Annotated in this window: 16 protein-coding genes and 1 tRNA gene; 6 read left to right on the forward strand and 11 right to left on the reverse strand. The window is 41.1% G+C overall.

Translation table 11 applies throughout. The features are described 5' to 3' along the window. Nucleotides 1-177 precede the first annotated feature (177 nt). The 3 genes from murA to ACE1CC_RS02465 all read left to right on the forward strand — a co-directional run bounded on the left by murA (nt 178) and on the right by ACE1CC_RS02465 (nt 2,693). The gene (gene murA, locus ACE1CC_RS02455) at nt 178-1,551 is read left to right on the forward strand and encodes a UDP-N-acetylglucosamine 1-carboxyvinyltransferase (RefSeq protein WP_413268902.1); all 1,374 of its coding nucleotides are present in this window, start codon (nt 178-180) and stop codon (nt 1,549-1,551) included. 204 nt (nt 1,552-1,755) lie between these two features. Further along, complete coding sequence (locus ACE1CC_RS02460; RefSeq protein WP_413268889.1) at nt 1,756-2,631, forward strand: M48 family metallopeptidase; 876 nt, start codon at nt 1,756-1,758, stop codon at nt 2,629-2,631. Next, a tRNA-Leu gene (locus ACE1CC_RS02465) sits at nt 2,610-2,693 on the forward strand. The genes ACE1CC_RS02460 and ACE1CC_RS02465 overlap by 22 nt, the downstream gene beginning before the upstream one ends. 171 nt (nt 2,694-2,864) lie before the next feature. Here the strand turns inward: ACE1CC_RS02465 and dndE are convergent. From dndE to dndC, 3 genes are all read right to left on the reverse strand, one after another. Next, nucleotides 2,865-3,251 (reverse strand): DNA sulfur modification protein DndE, encoded by a 387-nt coding sequence (dndE, locus tag ACE1CC_RS02470; protein ID WP_413268153.1) that lies wholly within the window; start codon nt 3,249-3,251, stop codon nt 2,865-2,867. 439 nt (nt 3,252-3,690) lie between these two features. Next, nucleotides 3,691-5,691 (reverse strand): DNA sulfur modification protein DndD, encoded by a 2,001-nt coding sequence (gene dndD, locus ACE1CC_RS02475; RefSeq protein ID WP_413268890.1) that lies wholly within the window; start codon nt 5,689-5,691, stop codon nt 3,691-3,693. 174 nt (nt 5,692-5,865) lie between these two features. Then, nucleotides 5,866-7,488, reverse strand: coding sequence for a DNA phosphorothioation system sulfurtransferase DndC (gene dndC, locus ACE1CC_RS02480; RefSeq protein WP_413268891.1), 1,623 nt, complete (start codon nt 7,486-7,488; stop codon nt 5,866-5,868). Nucleotides 7,489-7,691: 203 nt separating this feature from the next. Here dndC and ACE1CC_RS02485 point away from each other — a divergent pair, with 203 nt between their 5' ends. After that, nucleotides 7,692-8,861 carry a DNA sulfur modification protein DndB gene (locus tag ACE1CC_RS02485; protein ID WP_413268892.1) on the forward strand — a complete coding sequence of 390 codons (1,170 nt, stop codon included), beginning with the start codon at nt 7,692-7,694 and terminating at the stop codon, nt 8,859-8,861. Nucleotides 8,862-9,057: 196 nt separating this feature from the next. Here ACE1CC_RS02485 and dndB read toward each other — a convergent pair whose 3' ends face one another. Then, nucleotides 9,058-10,101 carry a DNA sulfur modification protein DndB gene (gene dndB, locus ACE1CC_RS02490; protein ID WP_413268893.1) on the reverse strand — a complete coding sequence of 348 codons (1,044 nt, stop codon included), beginning with the start codon at nt 10,099-10,101 and terminating at the stop codon, nt 9,058-9,060. Continuing rightward, nucleotides 10,094-10,342, reverse strand: coding sequence for a hypothetical protein (locus ACE1CC_RS02495; RefSeq protein WP_413268894.1), 249 nt, complete (start codon nt 10,340-10,342; stop codon nt 10,094-10,096). Before ACE1CC_RS02495 ends, dndB begins: the two co-directional genes overlap by 8 nt. A gap of 174 nt (nt 10,343-10,516) precedes the next feature. Here ACE1CC_RS02495 and ACE1CC_RS02500 point away from each other — a divergent pair, with 174 nt between their 5' ends. Together ACE1CC_RS02500 and ACE1CC_RS02505 are read left to right on the forward strand one after the other, a co-directional pair. Then, entirely contained in the window at nt 10,517-12,115 is a 1,599-nt protein-coding gene (locus ACE1CC_RS02500) for a DGQHR domain-containing protein (RefSeq protein ID WP_413268895.1), read from the forward strand. A gap of 336 nt (nt 12,116-12,451) precedes the next feature. Then, the gene (locus ACE1CC_RS02505) at nt 12,452-13,210 is read left to right on the forward strand and encodes a Uma2 family endonuclease (protein ID WP_413268896.1); all 759 of its coding nucleotides are present in this window, start codon (nt 12,452-12,454) and stop codon (nt 13,208-13,210) included. Between the two features lie 49 nt (nt 13,211-13,259). On the opposite strand, the gene ACE1CC_RS02510 is transcribed toward ACE1CC_RS02505, so the two are convergent. From ACE1CC_RS02510 to ACE1CC_RS02535, 6 genes are all read right to left on the reverse strand, one after another. Further along, nucleotides 13,260-13,727 carry a DNA phosphorothioation-associated protein 4 gene (locus tag ACE1CC_RS02510; RefSeq protein ID WP_413268897.1) on the reverse strand — a complete coding sequence of 156 codons (468 nt, stop codon included), beginning with the start codon at nt 13,725-13,727 and terminating at the stop codon, nt 13,260-13,262. Nucleotides 13,728-13,732: 5 nt separating this feature from the next. Next, nucleotides 13,733-14,053 carry a nucleotide pyrophosphohydrolase gene (locus ACE1CC_RS02515; protein WP_413268898.1) on the reverse strand — a complete coding sequence of 107 codons (321 nt, stop codon included), beginning with the start codon at nt 14,051-14,053 and terminating at the stop codon, nt 13,733-13,735. Nucleotides 14,054-14,066: 13 nt separating this feature from the next. Continuing rightward, the gene (locus tag ACE1CC_RS02520; RefSeq protein ID WP_413268899.1) at nt 14,067-14,708 is read right to left on the reverse strand and encodes a Uma2 family endonuclease; all 642 of its coding nucleotides are present in this window, start codon (nt 14,706-14,708) and stop codon (nt 14,067-14,069) included. Further along, complete coding sequence (locus tag ACE1CC_RS02525) at nt 14,698-16,761, reverse strand: AAA family ATPase (RefSeq protein ID WP_413268900.1); 2,064 nt, start codon at nt 16,759-16,761, stop codon at nt 14,698-14,700. The genes ACE1CC_RS02520 and ACE1CC_RS02525 overlap by 11 nt, the downstream gene beginning before the upstream one ends. Next, nucleotides 16,758-16,931 carry a hypothetical protein gene (locus ACE1CC_RS02530; RefSeq protein ID WP_413268901.1) on the reverse strand — a complete coding sequence of 58 codons (174 nt, stop codon included), beginning with the start codon at nt 16,929-16,931 and terminating at the stop codon, nt 16,758-16,760. The genes ACE1CC_RS02525 and ACE1CC_RS02530 overlap by 4 nt, the downstream gene beginning before the upstream one ends. Nucleotides 16,932-17,751: 820 nt before the next feature. Further along, on the reverse strand, nt 17,752-19,263 hold the full coding sequence (locus ACE1CC_RS02535; RefSeq protein WP_459563786.1) for a DNA phosphorothioation system restriction enzyme: 1,512 nt from the start codon (nt 19,261-19,263) through the stop codon (nt 17,752-17,754). Nucleotides 19,264-19,453 lie beyond the last annotated feature (190 nt).

Consider the following 19,453-nt stretch of genomic DNA (forward strand, 5'->3'; position numbering starts at 1 on the left):
GGGGTTGGGGGTTGGGTAAATTCATTATTTGCCCATACCCCAGTCCCTAATCCCCAGTCCCCCATTCAGGTTATAAAAAAAACTTCTCGATTATGGACATTTGGAAACTTTCCTGTAGAATCAAACCAAAATTAGATGACGACGCACGAATTGTGAAGTAATTCGGAGGACAGGACAATTACTCGCGTTACTGGTTTAACCGACACTAATGCCAACGCCAAAGAAGACCAATCGGTTTTAGAAATTTTGGGTGGCACTCCCCTCTCAGGGCAAGTCAGAGTTAGCGGGGCGAAAAATTCCGCCTTAGCGATTATGGCAGGTGCTCTGCTCTGTTCAGAAGATTGCCGTTTGCGGAACGTTCCGTCTTTGATGGACGTGCGGCGAATGGGCGAGATTCTGTCAGCTTTAGGTGTGAAGGTGTTACAAGATGGGGACGTTTTAGACATCAACGCCCGGGACATCAGCCAATCCCAAGCACCCTACGAATTAGTCAGTCAGCTACGGGCTAGTTTCTTTGTGATGGGGCCAATGCTGGCGCGGTTAGGGGTGGCAAAGGTGCCGCTTCCGGGTGGTTGTGCGATCGGAGCCAGACCTGTAGATCTTCATGTCAGGGGTTTACAGTTAATGGGGGCAGATGTGCAAATCGAACATGGTATGGTTAATGCTTATGTTCGAGGGAAAAGCCGTCGCTTAACAGGTGCCCACATTTACTTGGATTACCCCAGCGTTGGTGCCACTGAGACAATCATGATGGCAGCGACGTTAGCAGAAGGAGAAACCACGATCGAAAATGCGGCGCAAGAGCCAGAAGTGGTGGATTTAGCGAATTTCTGTAGAGCAATGGGGGCTAGAATTAAGGGTGCAGGAACTAAAACCATTGTGATTGATGGGGTTCCGAGCCTCCACTCTACGGAATATAGTATTATTCCCGATCGGATTGAAGCTGGGACTTTTTTGGTAGCAGGAGCAATTACCCACTCAGACTTGAGTTTGTATCCTGTAGTTCCAGATCATCAAACGGCTGTAATTTCTAAACTTCGGGCAATGGGCGCTCAGGTATTTACCGAAGGGTCTGATTGCTTGCGGATAGTTGCTAGAGAACGTCTGAGTGCGACAGATATTGAAACTCTGCCTTATCCGGGATTTCCGACGGATATGCAGGCGCAATTTATGTCTTTGTTGACTTTAAGTGAAGGAGACAGTGTAATTTCCGAAACTGTCTTCGAGAATCGCTTGCGCCATGTGGCAGAGTTGAATCGGATGGGTGCAGATATTCGCGTCAAGAGTCATCATGCGATCGTGCGTGGTGTACCTATTTTGTCCGGTGCGCCTGTTTTGGCGACAGATTTAAGGGCTTCGGCAGCATTAGTGCTGGCGGGGTTAGCAGCGCAAGGTAAGACGATTATCAAAGGGTTACAGCACCTCGATCGAGGTTACGAAAATCTAGAGATAAAGCTGCAAACAGTAGGGGCTCGTTTACGTCGAATTCAGATGGAAGGCGAAACGGAAACTGAATCAGTTAAAGAAAATCCGCTCAATGTGGCTGGATAACTTTTAGATAATGAGTGTGGGTAGCTTTGGCAGCTACCTACACTCATTCTGGGGGCAGGGAAGATAATATTAATTACTGATTTCAAATCTAAAACTATGATCGTTTGAGGAGGGGTTGATTTCTTGCTGGTGTTGAGCGATCGATCTTTTCCTAAAAAAGGCAGATTTATAAATAATTTTGTTGTTTACAAAGCAGTTCGCCTCATGTTTTCCCCAAAAACTACTTTACTCGGTTTAAAAGCAGATCATTTTCGTCATCCTCTGGATTTAGAGGCAACTCAGGCGATTAAACAGTTTCCTGGTATAGATGTGATTGTGAGAAATTTACTCGGTCCGGTGGCGGAACAGTTTTTTTATTTAGAAAATATTGCGGCTAGCGTGCTGGTGGGTGAGAAACAGTTGCCAGAATTTCACAAGATGCTGTTAGAAGCTTGTGAAGTTCTGGATATGGAAGCGCCTCAGCTTTATGTTCGCCAGCATCCAGTACCCAATGCTTATACTTTCGCGATGCGGGGTAAACAACCGTTTATTGTGGTGCATACTTCTTTGCTGGAGTTGCTCTCACCACCAGAGATTCAAGCGGTGATTGCTCATGAGTTGGGGCATTTGAAGTGCGATCATGGGGTTTATTTGACGATCGCAAATATTATGGTTTTGGCAGCGGCACAGTTACCTAGTTGGGGTGCGGTGTTGGCCCAAGGGTTACAGCAGCAAATGTTGCAGTGGTTACGCTGTGCTGAGTTTACTTGCGATCGCGCGGCGTTGCTAGCGACTCAAGAACCGCGAGTGGTGAGTTCGTTGTTGATGAAGTTAGCGGGTGGATCGCCAAGTTTGGCTTCACAGTTGAATTTGGATGCGTTTTTGGCTCAGGCACGGGCTTACGATGACATTAGCAATAATGAACTTGGGCAAATGCTGAAAGAGGCGCAGACGGTGAATTTGACTCATCCTGTGCCTGTGTTGCGGGCTAGGGAGATCGATCGCTGGGCAAGTAGTAAAGAATATCAGGGGTTGCTAAAAGGTGAGACTATGCGCTATAGTAATAAAGCCGATTCCAAGGGCGGGTGGCGAAACTGGTAGACGCACTAGACTCAAAATCTAGCTCCCGCGAGGGAATGAGAGTTCGATTCTCTCCCCGCCCATACCTAAATGTTTGCGATACAGAGGTCCGATCCCCCCTAGCCCCCCTTAATAAGGGGGGAACAAGAGTGAGTTTCCCCTGGGGGGAACAAGAGTGGGTTTAAAGTCCCCCTTATTAAGGGGGATTTAGGGGGATCTCCGATTTATTGCATCATTTTTTCTGATATAACTAGTCACTTTTTAGTGGCGATCGCTATTAAATCTTCTATCTTTTTAATATTGGGATCGCCTGCTAGGTAGCCGATGCCGCGATGGAGGTGGAGGCGGAACTGGTGGGCGAGGGTTTCTTTGTCTGTTCCTAGTTTGTCGTTGTGACAGCGTTGTTTTAGGGCGAGAATGAGGATATCGGACATTTCGCCGCCGAATACTTTCCAGGTGAGTTCGACGTTGCTATCGGCGGGGATGGGTACGGGTGAGGGGATGCTTGATTCGGCTAGGGAACGGCAAAATCCCCAACGACAAAGGATGTTCCATTGGTCTATTTTGGTGTTGCGGCGCAGTTTTAGTAGTTGGTCTTTGGCTGTTTGGGATAGTTTGATGGTGTTTACTGGGGGTTCCATTTTGTTTTTTTAAGGCAGATGATGCTGTTGGCAAATTAATTGTAGGGGCGAAGCATTCGGATTGTTATATTAACCTGCTGTAGGGGCGAAGCATTTGGGCGACAATTTCTGCAACTTACAAAAAATACTTATGTCCAAATGCTTCGCCCTGTCTTAGCGCAAGATTGTAGATATAGGTTGTCTGTGGGGGAAGGCGAAGCATTCGGATTGTTGTATTAACCTGCTGTAGGGGCGAAGCATTTGGGTGATCGATTTTGCAACCTGCCAAAGATGTTTGTACCCAAATGCTTCGCCCTGTCTTGGCGCAAGATTGTAGATACAGGTTGTCTGTGGGGCAGGGCGAAGCATTCGGATTTTTATCTTTTGGTTGAGTTTCATAAATTGTCGCCCGAATGCTTCGCCCCTACAAATTTCTAAATAAAAATTAATTTAATTCATATTACCAGAAATACCCATCTTTTACAATTGTTTGGCGCTCATTTGCATCATATTTTAATAGGTATTCTCTGGCGATCGCTTCCAATTTCCTCAAGTTCTCTACCTCGGTTTTTCCTATTTCTGTATCTGTTGAAAGCAAGATTACTTGATGACTAGCAGCGGGGAAATATCTCTCGATTAAGTTTTGTCTATGGGAGGAGTCTAATCTTCCTAATGGGGTGTCGATCGCAACTGGTAAATGTCTTCCTGATACTCTCGCTAATCCCCATAAAAATGAGATGGCTAATAGTTGTTTTTCTCCAGCAGATAACCGATGTTTTGGTGTTGCTTTTCCTTGGGTGTCGTATAGGAAAAGGCTGAAGGTTTGGGTGTCTATTACGACGCGATGTACTAGGTCGGTTTTATGCAATAAGTAACAGAAGCATTGGGTAACTTCTTTTTCTAGTTTGTTGAGTTTTTTTAGGGTTAGTTTTTCTTTGAATAGTTTGAGGGTATTCTGTACTTTGGCAGCAGAAGTTATGATATGTTGATTGTTTCTTAGTTTGATGTGTTCTTGGCTGTATTGTTCGATTTCTTTGCGGGTTTTTTCTAGTTCTCTTTTGCTTTCTTCGACGCGGCGATTTGCCATTTCTTTGGCGGCTTGGGCTTTGGCTAATTCTTTTTGGGCTAGGCGGACATTTCTTTGCAGTTGTTCGTAGATTTCGGGGGAGGCGGCGATCGCTAATTGTCTCTCTAAAAATTCGATGTCTCTCTCGATTTCTTTGAGTTGGTTAATCTTTTCTGCGCCGATTTCTTCTTTGGCTTTTAGTTCGTATTTCAGCAGGTTTTCTAGTTGTTCTATTACTTCTATGTCGGCTTGTAACCAGGGTTTTTCGCTACTGCTGGCGGCTTGTTCTAGTTCTTGGTATTCTTGGTCGAGGAAGGTTTTTATTTGCTCGATTTGTTTGGGTTTTAGGTCGAGTTTTGTGATATATTGGATTAGGCGATCGCTTCTTTTTTGTAAAGCATCTTTTTCAATTTTCGCCTGTTGTTGTTGGGTTTCTTTTTCGGCTTGAATTTCGATTTGGTTTAACAGCGGAGTTATTAAAGCTAATGGTAATACTCCAGCGGCTAATTCTACTAATGTTTGCCGAGTGGTGTTGGCTTGATTTTTCAGTTCGGTTTCTTGTTGATCTAATTGATTCCGTTCTCCAGCGATTTTTCCGCCTTCGGAGATGAATTTTTCTTCGGCTAATCGCAGGGCTTTTTGTTTGTCTTCTAATTGTGTTTGACAGCTTCCTTGTTCTTGGGTGGCGTTTTCTCTTTCGACAATCAAATCTTTAAATTTGGTTTCTAATTTTTCTAGGGTGGCGAGTTCTTTTGCCCCGGCGATTTCTTTGCGTTTTCTGCTAACTAATATATCTAAGTCTACTGAGAGGCGTTCGGCTAATTCTAAGCCTAAAAGCGATCGAATTGCATCCACAACTAAAGGCGGTGGTGTTTCTAATTCCGCGAGTTCTTTGACTTGTTCGCCGTCGAATAGAAAGAGGTTAGAAATTCCTAAAGGTAAGAGAGTTTCGATATATTCATCCCAAGCGTTTGTTAAGGCTTTGTCAGGCCACCATTCTCTGAGATGATGATCGTAAACGAGTATTCCTAATGTATCTTTGCCGTCTTTGGGTTCTTTTTCCCAATATCTGACGACTTTAAAAATTGTCGGTTTGTCTTCTTGGATATGTTCAAATGTTAATTCAATGCGGGTTTTTCCTGTGGGTGGGGTGTGGCGGTGTACTGACTGATTTAGGAATTCGCTGTAACTTAAATTTCCCCTGGTGGAACATTGGGCGCGATTTCCATAAAGGGTGAGGCGAATGGCATCCATGAGGGTGGTTTTTCCGCCGCCATTCATGCCACCAAATAGAATGATTGGACGAGTTTCGCCATCATTTTCTGGGCGCAAGTTGATGATGTTTTTTCCCAAGTAAGGGCCAAAGTTTTCTAAGGAAAGTTCGAGGAAGATCACGGTTTTGAATTAAGTTTTGAGTTTTGAGTTTTGAGTTTTTAATTATGAGTTGTAGGGTGCGTCAGATAGCAAAAATTTGGATTCGATGGCTAAATTTCGGCTTCTGACGCACCCTACTAAACTGGGGAGGTGGGGAGAGTTGTTGATGTAAATTAAGGAATTTCCCCCATCCCCCTATCCCCCCATCTCTTTAAATTTTAGGTCTGCCCAAGAGAGTTGTTTGCCTTGTTTGTTGTCTTCTGTTGTTTCTTGTTCTTCGTCTTTTTTGTCGAGTTCGGGGGTTTCGCCGTTTAATACTGGTCTGATTTGGTCAATGTTTTCGGCATTTACTTTGAGGGATTCGACGGTGTTTTTTAAGTTACGTTGGTAGTGGGCGTTTTCTATTGCTTCTTCTTTGGGGCGAGAACTACTCTCGAAGGATTTTTCTATGGTGTCGTAGATTCCGGTACGGCGAGTTTTGGTGTAATATTGCCGTTCGGTATCTAATAGTTTCGCCATCAGTTCTAAGTGCATTTGATCTTCACATATTTCTTCTAAAACTGTCCATTCGTCGCTTCCGAGTAATCTTCTTTCTACTCCTGGGCGGGTGTCTTGGAAGGGTTCGCCTGTGACTTCTTCATAAATGCGGGGTAAGCTGTCGTCAAATTCGTGTTTTTCTTCTAGCCATATCCGGCGAATTTCGCTGAGTTCTTCCTCAGTTATTAAGGTGATGTCGCCCATTTCTGGGGGGGCGGTTTTGCGAATTTGGGTTTGTGCTTCGAGTACTCTTCTTAACCAATGTTCGCGCCAATATTTAGTATATGGGCCGGGAATGGGATCGAATCTTGTTTTGCCATCGATATTGCGTTCAAAAAGTTCAACTCTACCATAAATGCGGCGAAAGTCTCTCTTATCTCGATCATTTAAAACATCCAACTCTAGACGGAAATCTACTAAAGGTTGCAACCATTCTTTTTCTTCATCATTTTGAATCATTGCTGTCAGAGATTTGTCACTGTCAACTAGTGTGCATACCCAGCAACCAAATCGAGAACTACCGCAACTAGGAGTAGAGGTATCAACAACTAAAGGACATTCGTTATCTGCGGTGGACTCCCGATACATAGTAAATAAATCTTTATTACTATGTCCCCAAGGATTTTTCCACTGCATTAAGTACAACCAAACTTCGTCATTTCTCCAATCTTCAACAGGACTATAAATTAGAGAATTGGGAAGGCTAGGATTGGGGCTAAGACGATCGCGCAATCTACCTTCCTCGCGTTTAGCCATAATAGCGGCACGGTTGGCACTCTCTTTTTTGCGAGTTCCTAAAACTAGAATAGTTTCACCAGAGGAGCGAACAACATCTCGAATAAAGCGATTAGAGGGATCAATTTTCAACCTGGGAGTACACCAACGAAAGAGTTGCCGAGGTGCTGGGTAGCCTTTACCAATTAAACCTACCCAATAAGTATGTTTAATGTCTGGTTGAAGTAAATGAGGTTCAATTGGCATTTTCTGCTGTGTAGCAGCTGACTTCATTCGATCTAACGATTTACGAACCCATGCAGAAACATAAGGATTTTCTACCAACGTATCTGTTGTAATAACATGAATAGTCTTAGTTCTTTTTTCTTCTGGCAGTTTTGCGATCGCATTCCAGACAAGCTGCAATGTTGCTGTACTGTCCTTACCTCCGCTGTATCCTACGATCCAGGGAATTTCATCTAAAGAGTATAATTCCTGGATTTCTTGACTTAGTTTTTCTATATCTTCCACTAACTCCACAGCAGTACGTGGAGGAAATAGTGACATTTGCTGTATTTCTGCCACTTCTACACACTCCCGTATTCCTTATGTTGACTTTTTGTTATAATCTGATACAATTTTTGGAAAAATTCCGGTATCTTTAGGTTATGGTTTCTTTGTTCCGTAGATGCCATCTCTAGCTTGTACCTCCAATAATGGTTATAATTGCTACATAAGCTTTAACGTAACTTTATAAACGCTTTAATATTATGCCAGAGAGCAACTATCCGCACCTCGATCCAAAAGATCAAATAGCTCAGGTGGTTGAACGGCTTTTTGCTGAGTATCACCGTGATAAATGCTATCCGGGGTTAGTTTTCCAGCAGGGAAATCGGAAAATGGTACAGATTAATGTTCCTGCTCATGATTTACCTACATTGCTTCTAGCAAAACCATCTACCGAGAATAATCCTGATTCTGGTAAAAATCGTCCTGAAGTCGAAGGTCATGCTGAAGAAGTTAAGGAGTACATACTAAAGCGTGCCAGAAAGGGTAAGCCTTGGATTTTGGGAACACTAACAGCGAATGTTGCACCAGATCAAATTAAGCTAATTGAATTGAGCAGGGGAGTGTGTATGGTGGTCATTCCTCGGTCTGTTAAGTTAGACATTACTGATGGGCAACATCGCAAGCGTGCTATACATGAATTGATAGAAAGCTCGGATGCCGAATTAATTGCAGATAATGATTTCCCTATTACTCTGGTTTTAGAAGGAGACATTAAGCAGTGCCAAACCGATTTTAGAGATATGGCGCAGACAAGACAATTAAATAAATCTTTGCTCTTGTCGTTTGGTGAGTTTGAAGGTAGGGTCGGCATTACCAAAAACTTGATTAATCGAGTGCCAATGTTTCATGAGAAAACAGAAAGAATAAAAGATAACCCTCCGAAAAAGTTAATTTATACAAGCAATTACATAGCTAAGTCTGTAAGTTGTGCTTTTGCAGATGATCCAAATGATGAACTTTTAGATTTAGATGTAGAAACATCATCAGATGCTTTAGTTAGTTGCTTAAATCAGTTTTTCTCAGAATCTAATCAAACTAGGCATATTTTTGAAACCCGTGTTGAAGATTTAACAATTGATCAGGTTACTGCATTTAAAGAAGATTGTCTTCTAGGCAGAAGTGTTGGATTAGAAGTGTTAGGACACTTGTTATATTACACTTATGATAACAACAATGATTGTTTCGATGCAGAAAAAGTCTCACAGATTGCAAAGCTTGACTGGTTGAGAGAATGTAGTATTTGGCAGGGCAATATAGTTATAATTGACCCTAAACCTAAAAATCCAGCTAAACCATTCAAAATATCAGCTGGTGTCAATAGTATAAGAATAGCCGTTACTGTAGCAAAAGCACATCTGGGATGGACATAAAATTATCGACATTACTTCATCTTCCATCTGTGTTCATCTGTGTTCATCTGTGGACATCTGTGGTTAAAAACAATCTAAAACTCCCACCAATAACTTACAAAAACATCTGCGTTCATCTGCGTTCATCCGCATTCATCTGCGTTCCAAAACAAACCTAAAACCCCCACCAAAAATCTAAAAACCATCTGCCCTTCATTTACCCCAACCCCAAACATTGCAAAATATACCCCCTCAACCAACTAACACTTTCACGAGACTTAGAAAACCCCCCCTTAACCAAAATCCGCCCTTGCCAATCCTCATTAAAACGTGACCAATCAATCTCCTTCAACCCCTGCAAATAACCCTCCCAACCATCCAAAGAAAGCAAAAAAGCCCCAACTTCACCCAAAGCTAAAAGCGCAACTGGATGACAATGAACGTAATCTCTTCGCACCTCTCCCGCCGCCACTTTTTTAGATAAAACCTGTTGCCAATCAGGGATATTATCGCTGACAATATTCCAAAATCGCACAGCTAAATCTAGCTGTTGAGACAAAGGGAGATGCTGACAATTAACCAACAAATTAATAGTAGCATTATAAATCCGATCGATCGCAAATAACTTCCCCGATCGGACCCCCAAAACACTATGTTCAGTATCCGTCAAACAGCGAAAAACTGTTACTTGCTGCACCACTTCTCTAACTAATTCTGCGGTGCGATCGTGCTGGTCATAAAGTATATTTAAAGCAGAGTCAGTCACTACGGGAAAACGGTTTAAATCCGAGAACATTTGTTGCGATCGCTTTAACCCAATATCCAGAAATAAAATTAGTGCGATCGTCTCATATCCTAAATCTGGATTCTCCTTTAATGCTAACTCCAAAGCTGCCCGTCGATGCTTGCCATCATTAATCGAAAATTTCGCATCCATTGGCACTCGCAACCGTCCAATTTTCCGTTCTTCCGCCTCCGTTCCGATTGGTTCAAATTTAATTTCTGCATCGATAGAAGCGGTAATTGCCGAAAAAATATAAGTAGTTGGATGCTTTAAAATATATTGACTTATTTCGGGAATTCGTGCTAAATTAATCTCGCGACTCGCCCGTAATTCTGGAGGCATTTCTTCTTCATCTAAGGGGAAAAGTTTCGGCAAAATTCGCACTGGGCACATAGAAACATAATACTCGCGTCCAGCTTGAATTCCCCGAATCACAGGTAAAATATATTCAAAATTAGCGATCGCAGTTTTAACCATTTCCCACCTCAAGTCGCCGGATTAAATATTCTAAAAGTCTCTCTTGTTTCTCTTGTCCTGCTGCTAAAGATGCCTGAATCTCTATGATTTGGTTGATTGCTTTATCTGTTTGAATTTGGGCTTCAATTAGTTGTTGTAGTACCTTGTTGGTGCGATCGCTTTCTTCGATAAACCGTTCTAAAATCGCCTCAATCCGGTCTAATCTATCAGAAGAGTTACTGTTAGTTGGTGTCTGGGACATCTTTTTATTTGAGTATTCATACATATTGACATTTTTAATACTATATACTATTAGCAAAGAATTTACCACTATCTTAGTATTACACATCCCTAAGTTTTCAAAAACTAAGTTTACACATATCTTTTCAAACCAGTTTTTTTCTAAAATCAAATCTAGTACCTTAAAAAGTGACCCATGAATAACAACCCGACTAGCGACTTGGCGAGTCAAATTTTGGAGAGAGAAAATCAGGAGAAACAAGCTATAGCCCTCCTGCTTGACCGATATTTGGGCAGAAATGACCAAATTTTGGTACAAAAAATCGAAATGGGAGGAAGTGAAGCTTATATTGGTTCCGTTACTCTGGAATGGTTCGCCAGTCGCGTTCGCTTTGCCTCTCGCTTACCTTTGCTGCGGCAAAAGTTCGACTCCCACACGGAAAATGTGGAAATTGACGCGGAAAGCATTGAGGAAATTCAACAACGTCCGTTAGATTGGACTCGCCAAGCTTCTCTGGCGCAATATTTAGCAGCAAGAAAACATCACAAATTTCCCCCAGTTTTAGTAGTCATTAATCAACCTTGGGTCGATATTCCTCACGCTAATGAATGGAATAGTGAGAGAAGGGCGATGAAATCTGCTGCTAACTTTATGCCTTTAGATAAAGATAATAAAGTCGGTTTATTGGATGTTTCTCCTGATGTGACAATCTTCGCTTTAGATGGTCAACATCGCTTAATGGGCGTGCAAGGTTTGATGGAATTATTGCAAACTGGAAAGCTTCCCCGTTATAAAAAAGATAAGAAACCTTCGGGTAGTGTGATTACTATTGAAGATTTGCGGGAACAGTATCAAGTAGATCCGGTTTATTTGCAAAATTTGGCTAAGGAAAAGATTGGAATTGAGTTTATTTCGGCGGTGATTCCGGGGGAAACTTATGAGGAAGCTAGGCGGAGAGTGCGATCGATCTTTGTTCATGTTAACTTAATGGCAGTACCTTTAACTAAAGGACAATTAGCCCAATTAGATGAAAATGATGGGTTCTCAATTGTTGCCAGAAAAGTTGCGGTGACTCATCCTTTATTGAAGGATATTAAAGGCAGAAATCCTCGCGTTAATTGGGATAGTGCAACTGTTGCTGCGAAGGCTACTGTGTTAACAACTTTGCAAGCACTTAAAGAAATGTCGGAACGGTATTTGCAGCATAAGTTTCCTCATTGGAAACCTTTGGAAAAAAAGGGTTTAATTCCTTTACGTCCTGAAGATGAGGAGTTGGAAGAGGGAATAGAAAGTTTTAAAGCGGTGTTTGATAATTTGGCGAATCTGCTGAGTTTTCAGCGTTTGGAATATGGGGGAACGGAAACTCCAGATTTGCGCCGTTTTAGTTTTGAAAAACCTGCTGGTGAGGGTAATTTGTTGTTTCGTCCGGTGGGGCAAATTGCTTTGTTTCAAGCTTTGGGAATTTTGGTTTTTAAAAAGGGTTTTTCGTTAGAGTCGGTGTTTGAAAAGTTGCAAAAGTATGATGCTGATGGGGGTTTTAGTAATATGGAAAGTCCTCAATCTTTGTGGTATGGAATTTTGTTTGATGCTAATAAAAAGCGGGTTTTGGTGTCAGGAAGGGATTTGGCGGCGAAGTTAATTGTTTATTTGGTTGGTGGGATTGAGGATGATATGGAACGGGCGGAAATTCGTCGCGCTGTTGCTGAGGCGAGGACGGTTGAGGATCGTGCGATCGGTTTTAATGGCAAGTTTGTGGAACCTCGAAAGGTGGGGTTGCCTACTTTGTTGAGTTAGGGTTTTAAAGTGCAGATGAACGCAGATTGCACCTGCGATTTTAGCCCGCCTGCGAATCAATTCGCAGGCTAATAGCTCAAGTCCATTAAAATGGACTGAAAGCATAAAAATCCTAAGTATTTAGGACTCTATTCGTAGGGTGTGTTAACGCCAGTGTAACGCACCATCCCACAATATTTAGTGGCGTAATTTCTGGTATTTAGTCCTCTTTAGAGGACTTTCGCTATTAGCCTGCGAATTGATTCGCAGGCGGTTTTGGGGGCTGGTGCAAGATCTAAATTATAGGTTTTTGGTTTTTGGCAAAGATGAATATAGTACATTATAGGAGGTTAAAAAATGGTTACTACTCAGAGAAAACAAGGTAATCAATTGGCAAGTTTGACTGTTACTTGGGAGAAGTTACCTGATGATTTTAAGTTGGAAGATAATCCTGTGGAAAATACTGGGCAACCTTTAATTGCTGGGGCGTTACGCGAAAGTTTGGAATTGGTGGGATTTATTAAATCAGAAATGCTAATTGCTGCCAATTTTGGTCTTTGTGCTACTGTTAATGGTGAGTTGGTGATTAAAGCGCCGGATTGGGTTTTTGTTCGATCGCTTTTAGCTGGGGAATCAGAGGGCGATCGCAAAAGTTACACCCCAAATTTAGAAGGAGAAAATCCCTACGTTGTGATGGAATTTCTCTCAGATACCGATGGCGGAGAATATTCGGTTAAACCAACTTTTCCCCCAGGTAAATGGTTTTTTTACGAACGGATTTTGCAAGTTCCAATTTATGCAATTTTTGAACCTCCTACCGGACTTTTAGAATTATATCGCTTACAAAATGGACGTTATGAATTAGAATTTCCTAATGAAGAAGGTCGTCATTGGTTAGCAGAAATGAACCTGTTTTTGGGCGTTTGGCGAGGTAAAAAGGAAGAACGAACAGGTTATTGGTTACGCTGGTGGGATGCAGCAGGAAATATTTTACCTTGGGCGGTGGAATTAGTAGAACAGGAACGTCAACGCGCCGAACAAGAACGTCAACGCGCTGAAAAATTAGCCGAATACCTGCGTTCTCAGGGTATTAATCCTGATGAAATTGATTTGTAAAGTAGACCAGATCCCCGACTTCTTCAAGAAGTCGGGGATCTGAAGAATCCTACAAAAATCTACTTAAATTAAATTCGCCTTCTGGCTGATTTTTTTGCTCTCTTTCGGAAATCATTATTAACAGCAATCTTTCGGTATAATCAACTGCGCCTCGCAATTCTTCTTGCAAAATTTCTAATCCGCCATTGGCATATTCTTCAAAAATTGCAATGCGCGTTTCTTCTGCTTCTGCGTCATTGGGGGAAATAATATTAATGTCTTTTGTTTCGGATATTGCTAATAACTTAATTAGTCGATCGTACCCTCTGGAAATGAATATCTCTTGCGCGATCGCACCCGGTTCTTTTTTAGAAACTTCTTGCAAAACAACCCGCTTCTTCCTTTTCGCACCTAAAGCAGCAGCAAAGGCGATCGCATCTGCATAAGTTTGAAAAGGCCCAGTTGTATCATTTCCCAAGGTCAAAGCTTTCACTAAATCAGCTTTATCTTTCCCAACTCTAACACGATTTGCACCCATTTTAATTACTCAGTCCACAAAAGTTTAACCCGTTTTTGAAAACCACCTCGTTCGTTTCGGCGGCGCATTTGTTCGGCAATTATTAATTCCCGATTAATCCCGTAAGTTTCTATAATGGCATCGATAACTTCATATATATCAGCTAATTCTGCAATTAAATCTTCTTCATCAGCTGTCACAACTTCTTGCGCTTCTTCAACTACTTTCTGGCGCAAAGCTTCCCGATATTCAGATTCAGCAAGCGTTAAAGTTTCACATTTCAACCCACTTTGTTGAATGATTTCAGGAATTTTATCTCTTACCAGCTTATGATATTCTTTTCGCATCCAAATTTCTCCTTTACATTTGGTTAAAAGTTTGTATTAACCAACGATTGATTTCATTATCCTTTTGGGTTTTCCGACGTTGCAATGCTTCATTAATTACTGATAAACTTAACCCTGGCAACACCAAGGATTGATGAATTTGTCCACTGCGCCTTTCAGAAATAGAAAAACCTATTACTTCACCTGCTTTAGCATCATTTACCCAATATTCTCTCACTCCTGCTTGTTCGTAAAGTAAGCGTTTAAAGCCTAAATCATCACTGAGAGTTGTCGATCCAGTTTCTAACACCAATGTTGGTGGATCGTACTTATTTAAATCTACAGGTGAATCAATTTCAGGAGGTATTCTTAATCCTGAACCTATATAAAAAGAAGAATCAGGTTGAAATTCTCCTAACCCTTCTTTTCTGTAACTGGTATTAGTAAACTCAACAATTTCAATGTCTTTCAAGGTAGCAAATATCGTAATCACATTAGCAACTAAAGAATTTTGCCGTCCATGACGAGAACCAAGTGCTGCCATTTCAATCCTCATGTAACCTTGATGATAATAAAACCTTGCCTTTTCATATTCCGGGTTATCCGCTAACTCTAAAAACTCTTCCCAAGTTGCTTTTACCCAAATATCAGTAGCAAAAGTAGAACTAGAAACCATAATCCACCTCATTAATCTCTGTATATTCAAATTCGTTCGGACTTTGCCTAATTAACGGATAATTGCTATTGCCTAAATTAATGACATCTTGTTCGCAATCAGGTTTAGAAGAGTAATAAGTTAACACATATTCTCTGCCAATTCGATTAGTAATTTCTTCCGCTACTTCACCGCGCCATTGAGTTTTTGTCACCAAAACTACTAATTGATTTGCTAATTGAGGGATAATTTTGGCAATTTGGCGGCGATAGATTTCGTCTAAACTACCAAAAGGTGAATCCATGACGATCGGAAATGTGCTACTATCAGGCACCATCATTTCTTCTTTACTCCATTCTCGCACGCGATCGATAATTCCCCCAATAAATGACAAACTGAGAATTTGATTCTCTCCCGTCGAAGCACCAACTAACGCTTCTTTACCCGAAGTGTTTTCAATCAGAGTTAGTTCGTACTTGTCACTAAGTTTGGGAATATATGCTTTAAAGGAAATCGAACTGAAAATTTCCTGCACTCGCTTTTCTAATTGACTGCGAAAATGTTGATCTAACCGAGATTTATACTCATTTAAGCGGGAAATAGCATCCTGAGTTGCGGCAATTCTTCGTTGTGCTAACAATTGTTTTTCTTCGTTAGATTGCTGTTTAGTAATTTGTTTTACAAGCGCATCAATTTCTGCTTTCAAGTCTGAGATTTTTTGCTTATTCTCTCCCTCTTCTAAGGTTAACTCTCGAATTTTACTTTCAATTTCATCCAATCGCTTTTGCAAGTTACGGATTTCTTCAGCAGGGTTTTTGCGTAACTGTTCGCTAATACTTTCTAACTGAGATTCAATTTGGGAAATTTCTTGGCGAAATTGGTTAATACTCGCTTGTTCTTTGTCCACATCTTCCCAAAAACTAACCGCTTGTTGCTCAATTTCATCTACTTGTGTACTAATCCGAATTGCGGTTTCTTCAACTGCGGCAATATTAGCTTTATCCAACCAACTGTTTACATTTTCATGAAAATGTGTACCATCGCTTAAATCTGCACCGCAAATACAACGCCGAGTATTAAGTAACTGATGAATAAATTCACGAGAAATTCCCGCTGTTAATTCACCTCGCTGTTTTAATTCTTCTAAAATTGTGCGAAATTCAGCGGTTAATTCCGGCAATAAAACTGTGTAACCTTTGCTAGAAATCGCACGGTTTAACGCTTCTTTGCTTTTTTTTAATCTTTCTCGACTAGCAGTTTTTTGCGCTTCTAATTCTTTGCGTCTTTCTTCTAAATCTTTCGCGCCGCTAATGTCTCGAAAGCGGGTACTAGTTTCTCGCTTTAGTGTTTCTTGGTGCGCTAATTCTTGAGAAATTTCGGTTTGACGATTTTCTAAACGTTCAATTTCTTTTTCTTTCTGCTGCTGTTGTTTTAACAGTTGTTTTGTTTCGGTGTCACCAATAGTTTTTAACTCATCTTCTAAACTTTTCTTTGCTTCCCCCAAATGCTTAATAGAACGATTTAAAACTTCCACCCCCAGCATAGTTTTAGTTGCTTCGGCAATTTCTATCTTGTTATCAGAACGAACGATTCTTTCAATTCGTTCTCCATCAAAGAAGAAATATTGATGCAAGCTTTCGGGTAAGATTTTACCAATAATATCATCAGGTTGTTCTGTAGGAAGTTTCCAATTACCATCGTCGCCAGCAATTTGCATATACAATTTGCTTTCGCCTTGTTCGATCGTTTCACCTTTATAAGCGCGACATTCTCTTTTAGCGCGATAGCGTTTTTGGAAGTGTTCCCAAACAATTTCTACCCAACATTCTACCCCTTCTCCAGGGTTAGCTTCCGATATTGCTCTTTTATTTACTAAGTATTCTTCCGAAGCAAAAGCCGCTGTGAATTTGTTATACAATACCCAAGTGAAAGCGTTGAGTAAAGTGGTTTTCCCCGAACCATTATTTCCGTGAATAATTGTGGTATTTTGTTCCTCTCCATAAGCAAAGGAAATCTCTGGACTCTTGCCATAAAAACAGCGAAAGTTACAAAGTTTCAGCGAAATTAACCTCATCGAATTACATCCTTAACGATGAGTAAAATGTCTTCGTTAATTTTATAAGGTATTCTCATATAAAGCTTGTCTTTTTCCGCTTGTCTCACTCTATCAATGATTTGTCGCACTTCTGGCGGCGCAGTGGCGATCGGTTCTTGCACATAACTCAGGTTGAGTTCTTCGCTCATCTTTACTACTACCCTGAACTTGGTAATCTCTTATTTAATCTATTGTATTTGCCCAGCTTTCTGAACAGTAAAAATACTAATTTGCTTAATCTCACTGCGGTGGGTGCGATCGATTTTAACGCGCTAGTCATATCCTATATATATAAGGATATAATTATCTCGCCCTGCGCGAATTTTAAAATTGCAAATTTCCCTTGTTTTATTGCTCAGTCATAATTGAGAGAAATTCTTAATTATTCCACCTATTTACTTGATTCCAGCCTTATGGTATGATTTCATAATCAAGCGGTTCGTATGACTATTTTAGATTTTTAGCTGATTCTAACTGCTCAAAGCCTTGTAAATGCGTTTGGGTAGGTTCTGATTCTAAGCATTTGAAGGCAATTTTCCAGGGCAAAGTGCCACAATTTTTGGCGATCGACTTTCTGCTTGAGTTTGACAAAATAGCAGTTAAATTGTATAATACCGAGCTTTGATTGCTCCAGTCTCCCTGTTATACTAAATTCGGATTAGTTTCACCTATACCTTATCCTCTTTCCTCTGCGTCCTCTGTGTCTGGAGCGGTTCCAAAAAAGCGGAATTAACCTGGATTGAGAAGAAGCGATCGGACCCTGAGCAAAAAACTGAACCTAAAACCGACAGGAAAAATTTAAAAACCAAATCTCCCCTTTCTTCCTTCGCGTCCTTTGCGTCCTTTGCGGTTCAAAAAAGCGGAATTAACCTGGATTGAGAAGAAGCGATCGACCCTAGAGCAAAAAAACTGAAACTAAAACCGACTGGATAAATTTAAAAACCAAATCTTCCCCTTCCCCCCAATCTCTCAAATATCCAACAACCCATAACGCTTTTGCAAACTCAATAATTTCATCCTCGCTTCCCCCGCATTCACCGCCAAATCTGCAAATTCCACCAAGCGGCGCAACTCTTTTCTTAACAGATTCCGTTCCACTTCCAAAGTTTCCCGGTCTAACTCTGGAGGTAGGACAATCATATCGAATAAAGTTGCCCTTTGCTTGCCGGGATAAGGGCGCAAAATGCGTCCGCGACGTTGAATAAATTGCCGAGGATTGTTACTGCTTGCCAAAATCACGGCGTTTTCAATTGCCGGAATATCCACCCCTTCATCCAAACAGCGAATTGCCACTAAACCTTGTAACTCTCCCGATTCAAATTGTCGCCGCAAATCTTCCCTTTCTTCCAAAGGAGTTTCCGCCGTGTAAGTGCTGACTCGATAACCTAACTCAGTTCCCAAAATCTTTGTCACCGCCTTCAGTTGGCGGGTACTTTCCACCGAACCATCCCCACAATAAAATAAAGTGTGGCAACTTTCCAAACGATTAGCCATCAGAGTTCGCAACGCCCTTAACTTGTTCGCTGCTGCACCAATTAATCTCGCCCTTTGAATTAACAAAGGTGTCAAATCTTCATTTTCTTCATCAGAAATAGCAGATGTTTGTCCTTCTTGCTGACGAAATAGTAACGCCCGTCCAATTTGGCGAGTTAACTTAATATAACTCCGGGTTTCGGTTTCGGTGAGTTCGACTAAGATGGGATGATAAAAATAAGGTACTAAAGCCCCAGCTTGAATGGCATCTTTCAAGTTAAACTCTGGTTGTAAAACTGCGCCAAAATAGTTAAACAGAGATTCGGTGCCCAAATCATCAAAGTGTCTTTCGGGAGTTGCGGAAAGTGCGAGTCTTAAACCGATTTGTCGGGGTAAACTTTCCTCTAATTTGGGAGCACCTAAATTATGTGCTTCATCGCCGATGATTAAAGTTTTTTCGGGGAAGTATTTAAGTTGAGATTGAAACCCCTCGCTGATTAAAGTGGCGTTGGTGGTAATGATGGTGAGGAAGGGTTGTTTTTGCGATCGCACATTATACAATTGCGTCGAAACTTTATCTTGCCAACGTCGCAGATTTTCAAAAGCCAAAATTGGCGACAAACCAAACTTTTCACATTCTCGCGCCCATTGGGTGACTAAATGGCGAAAAGGACAGACAACTAACAAAACTTGTAAACCAATTCTTTGGTAAAGTTCGCTAGTAATTGCTAAGGCGGTAATCGTTTTTCCGCTACCCGTCGCCATTTTTAAAGTGCCTCTACCTTGGTTAGCAAACCAAGATTCTACCGCTTGTTTTTGGTAAGGGCGCAATTGCAAAGATTCAGGAATTTTCGGACAGCCGGATGTAGGTTGTTTTCCGTCGAAGTGATAAGTGCCTTTAGCAGCTGATACTTTTAAAAGTTTGTTGACTGGTAGTAGAGTTTCAGCTTGAAATTGGTAGTTTGTTTGCTTTTGAACTTTATAAACACCCTGAGAATTTCCTTTCACAACTTTCTCGCCCTTACCACTTCTTATTTATTATCAGGTACGTTGTTGCAGGTACGTTGTTGGGGGGGCGGGGCGCACATAAAAAGAAGACGACCAACAACAAAAAATTTTTATTTTATTTATTTAATAAAAAAAAAATATATAATTATTATAAAAAAAAACACAAAAAAACAAAAAAATTATGTGTAAA

The organism is Floridaenema aerugineum BLCC-F46, from assembly GCF_041929345.1.
GTDB lineage: Bacteria > Cyanobacteriota > Cyanobacteriia > Cyanobacteriales > Aerosakkonemataceae > Floridanema > Floridanema aerugineum.

Excerpts from the sequence above, each read along its gene's own strand:
- ACE1CC_RS02525 (WP_413268900.1), bottom strand. The coding sequence starts at position 16,761 with ATGAGGTTAATTTCGCTGAAACTTTGTAACTTTCGCTGTTTTTATGGC.
- ACE1CC_RS02505 (WP_413268896.1), top strand. The coding sequence starts at position 12,452 with ATGGTTACTACTCAGAGAAAACAAGGTAATCAATTGGCAAGTTTGACT.
- dndB (WP_413268893.1), bottom strand. The coding sequence starts at position 10,101 with ATGGTTAAAACTGCGATCGCTAATTTTGAATATATTTTACCTGTGATT.
- dndE (WP_413268153.1), bottom strand. The coding sequence starts at position 3,251 with ATGGAACCCCCAGTAAACACCATCAAACTATCCCAAACAGCCAAAGAC.
- ACE1CC_RS02530 (WP_413268901.1), bottom strand. The coding sequence starts at position 16,931 with ATGAGCGAAGAACTCAACCTGAGTTATGTGCAAGAACCGATCGCCACT.
- ACE1CC_RS02495 (WP_413268894.1), bottom strand. The coding sequence starts at position 10,342 with ATGTCCCAGACACCAACTAACAGTAACTCTTCTGATAGATTAGACCGG.
- ACE1CC_RS02510 (WP_413268897.1), bottom strand. The coding sequence starts at position 13,727 with ATGGGTGCAAATCGTGTTAGAGTTGGGAAAGATAAAGCTGATTTAGTG.
- ACE1CC_RS02460 (WP_413268889.1), top strand. The coding sequence starts at position 1,756 with ATGTTTTCCCCAAAAACTACTTTACTCGGTTTAAAAGCAGATCATTTT.
- ACE1CC_RS02500 (WP_413268895.1), top strand. The coding sequence starts at position 10,517 with ATGAATAACAACCCGACTAGCGACTTGGCGAGTCAAATTTTGGAGAGA.
- ACE1CC_RS02485 (WP_413268892.1), top strand. The coding sequence starts at position 7,692 with ATGCCAGAGAGCAACTATCCGCACCTCGATCCAAAAGATCAAATAGCT.
- ACE1CC_RS02520 (WP_413268899.1), bottom strand. The coding sequence starts at position 14,708 with ATGGTTTCTAGTTCTACTTTTGCTACTGATATTTGGGTAAAAGCAACT.
- dndC (WP_413268891.1), bottom strand. The coding sequence starts at position 7,488 with ATGTCACTATTTCCTCCACGTACTGCTGTGGAGTTAGTGGAAGATATA.
- ACE1CC_RS02515 (WP_413268898.1), bottom strand. The coding sequence starts at position 14,053 with ATGCGAAAAGAATATCATAAGCTGGTAAGAGATAAAATTCCTGAAATC.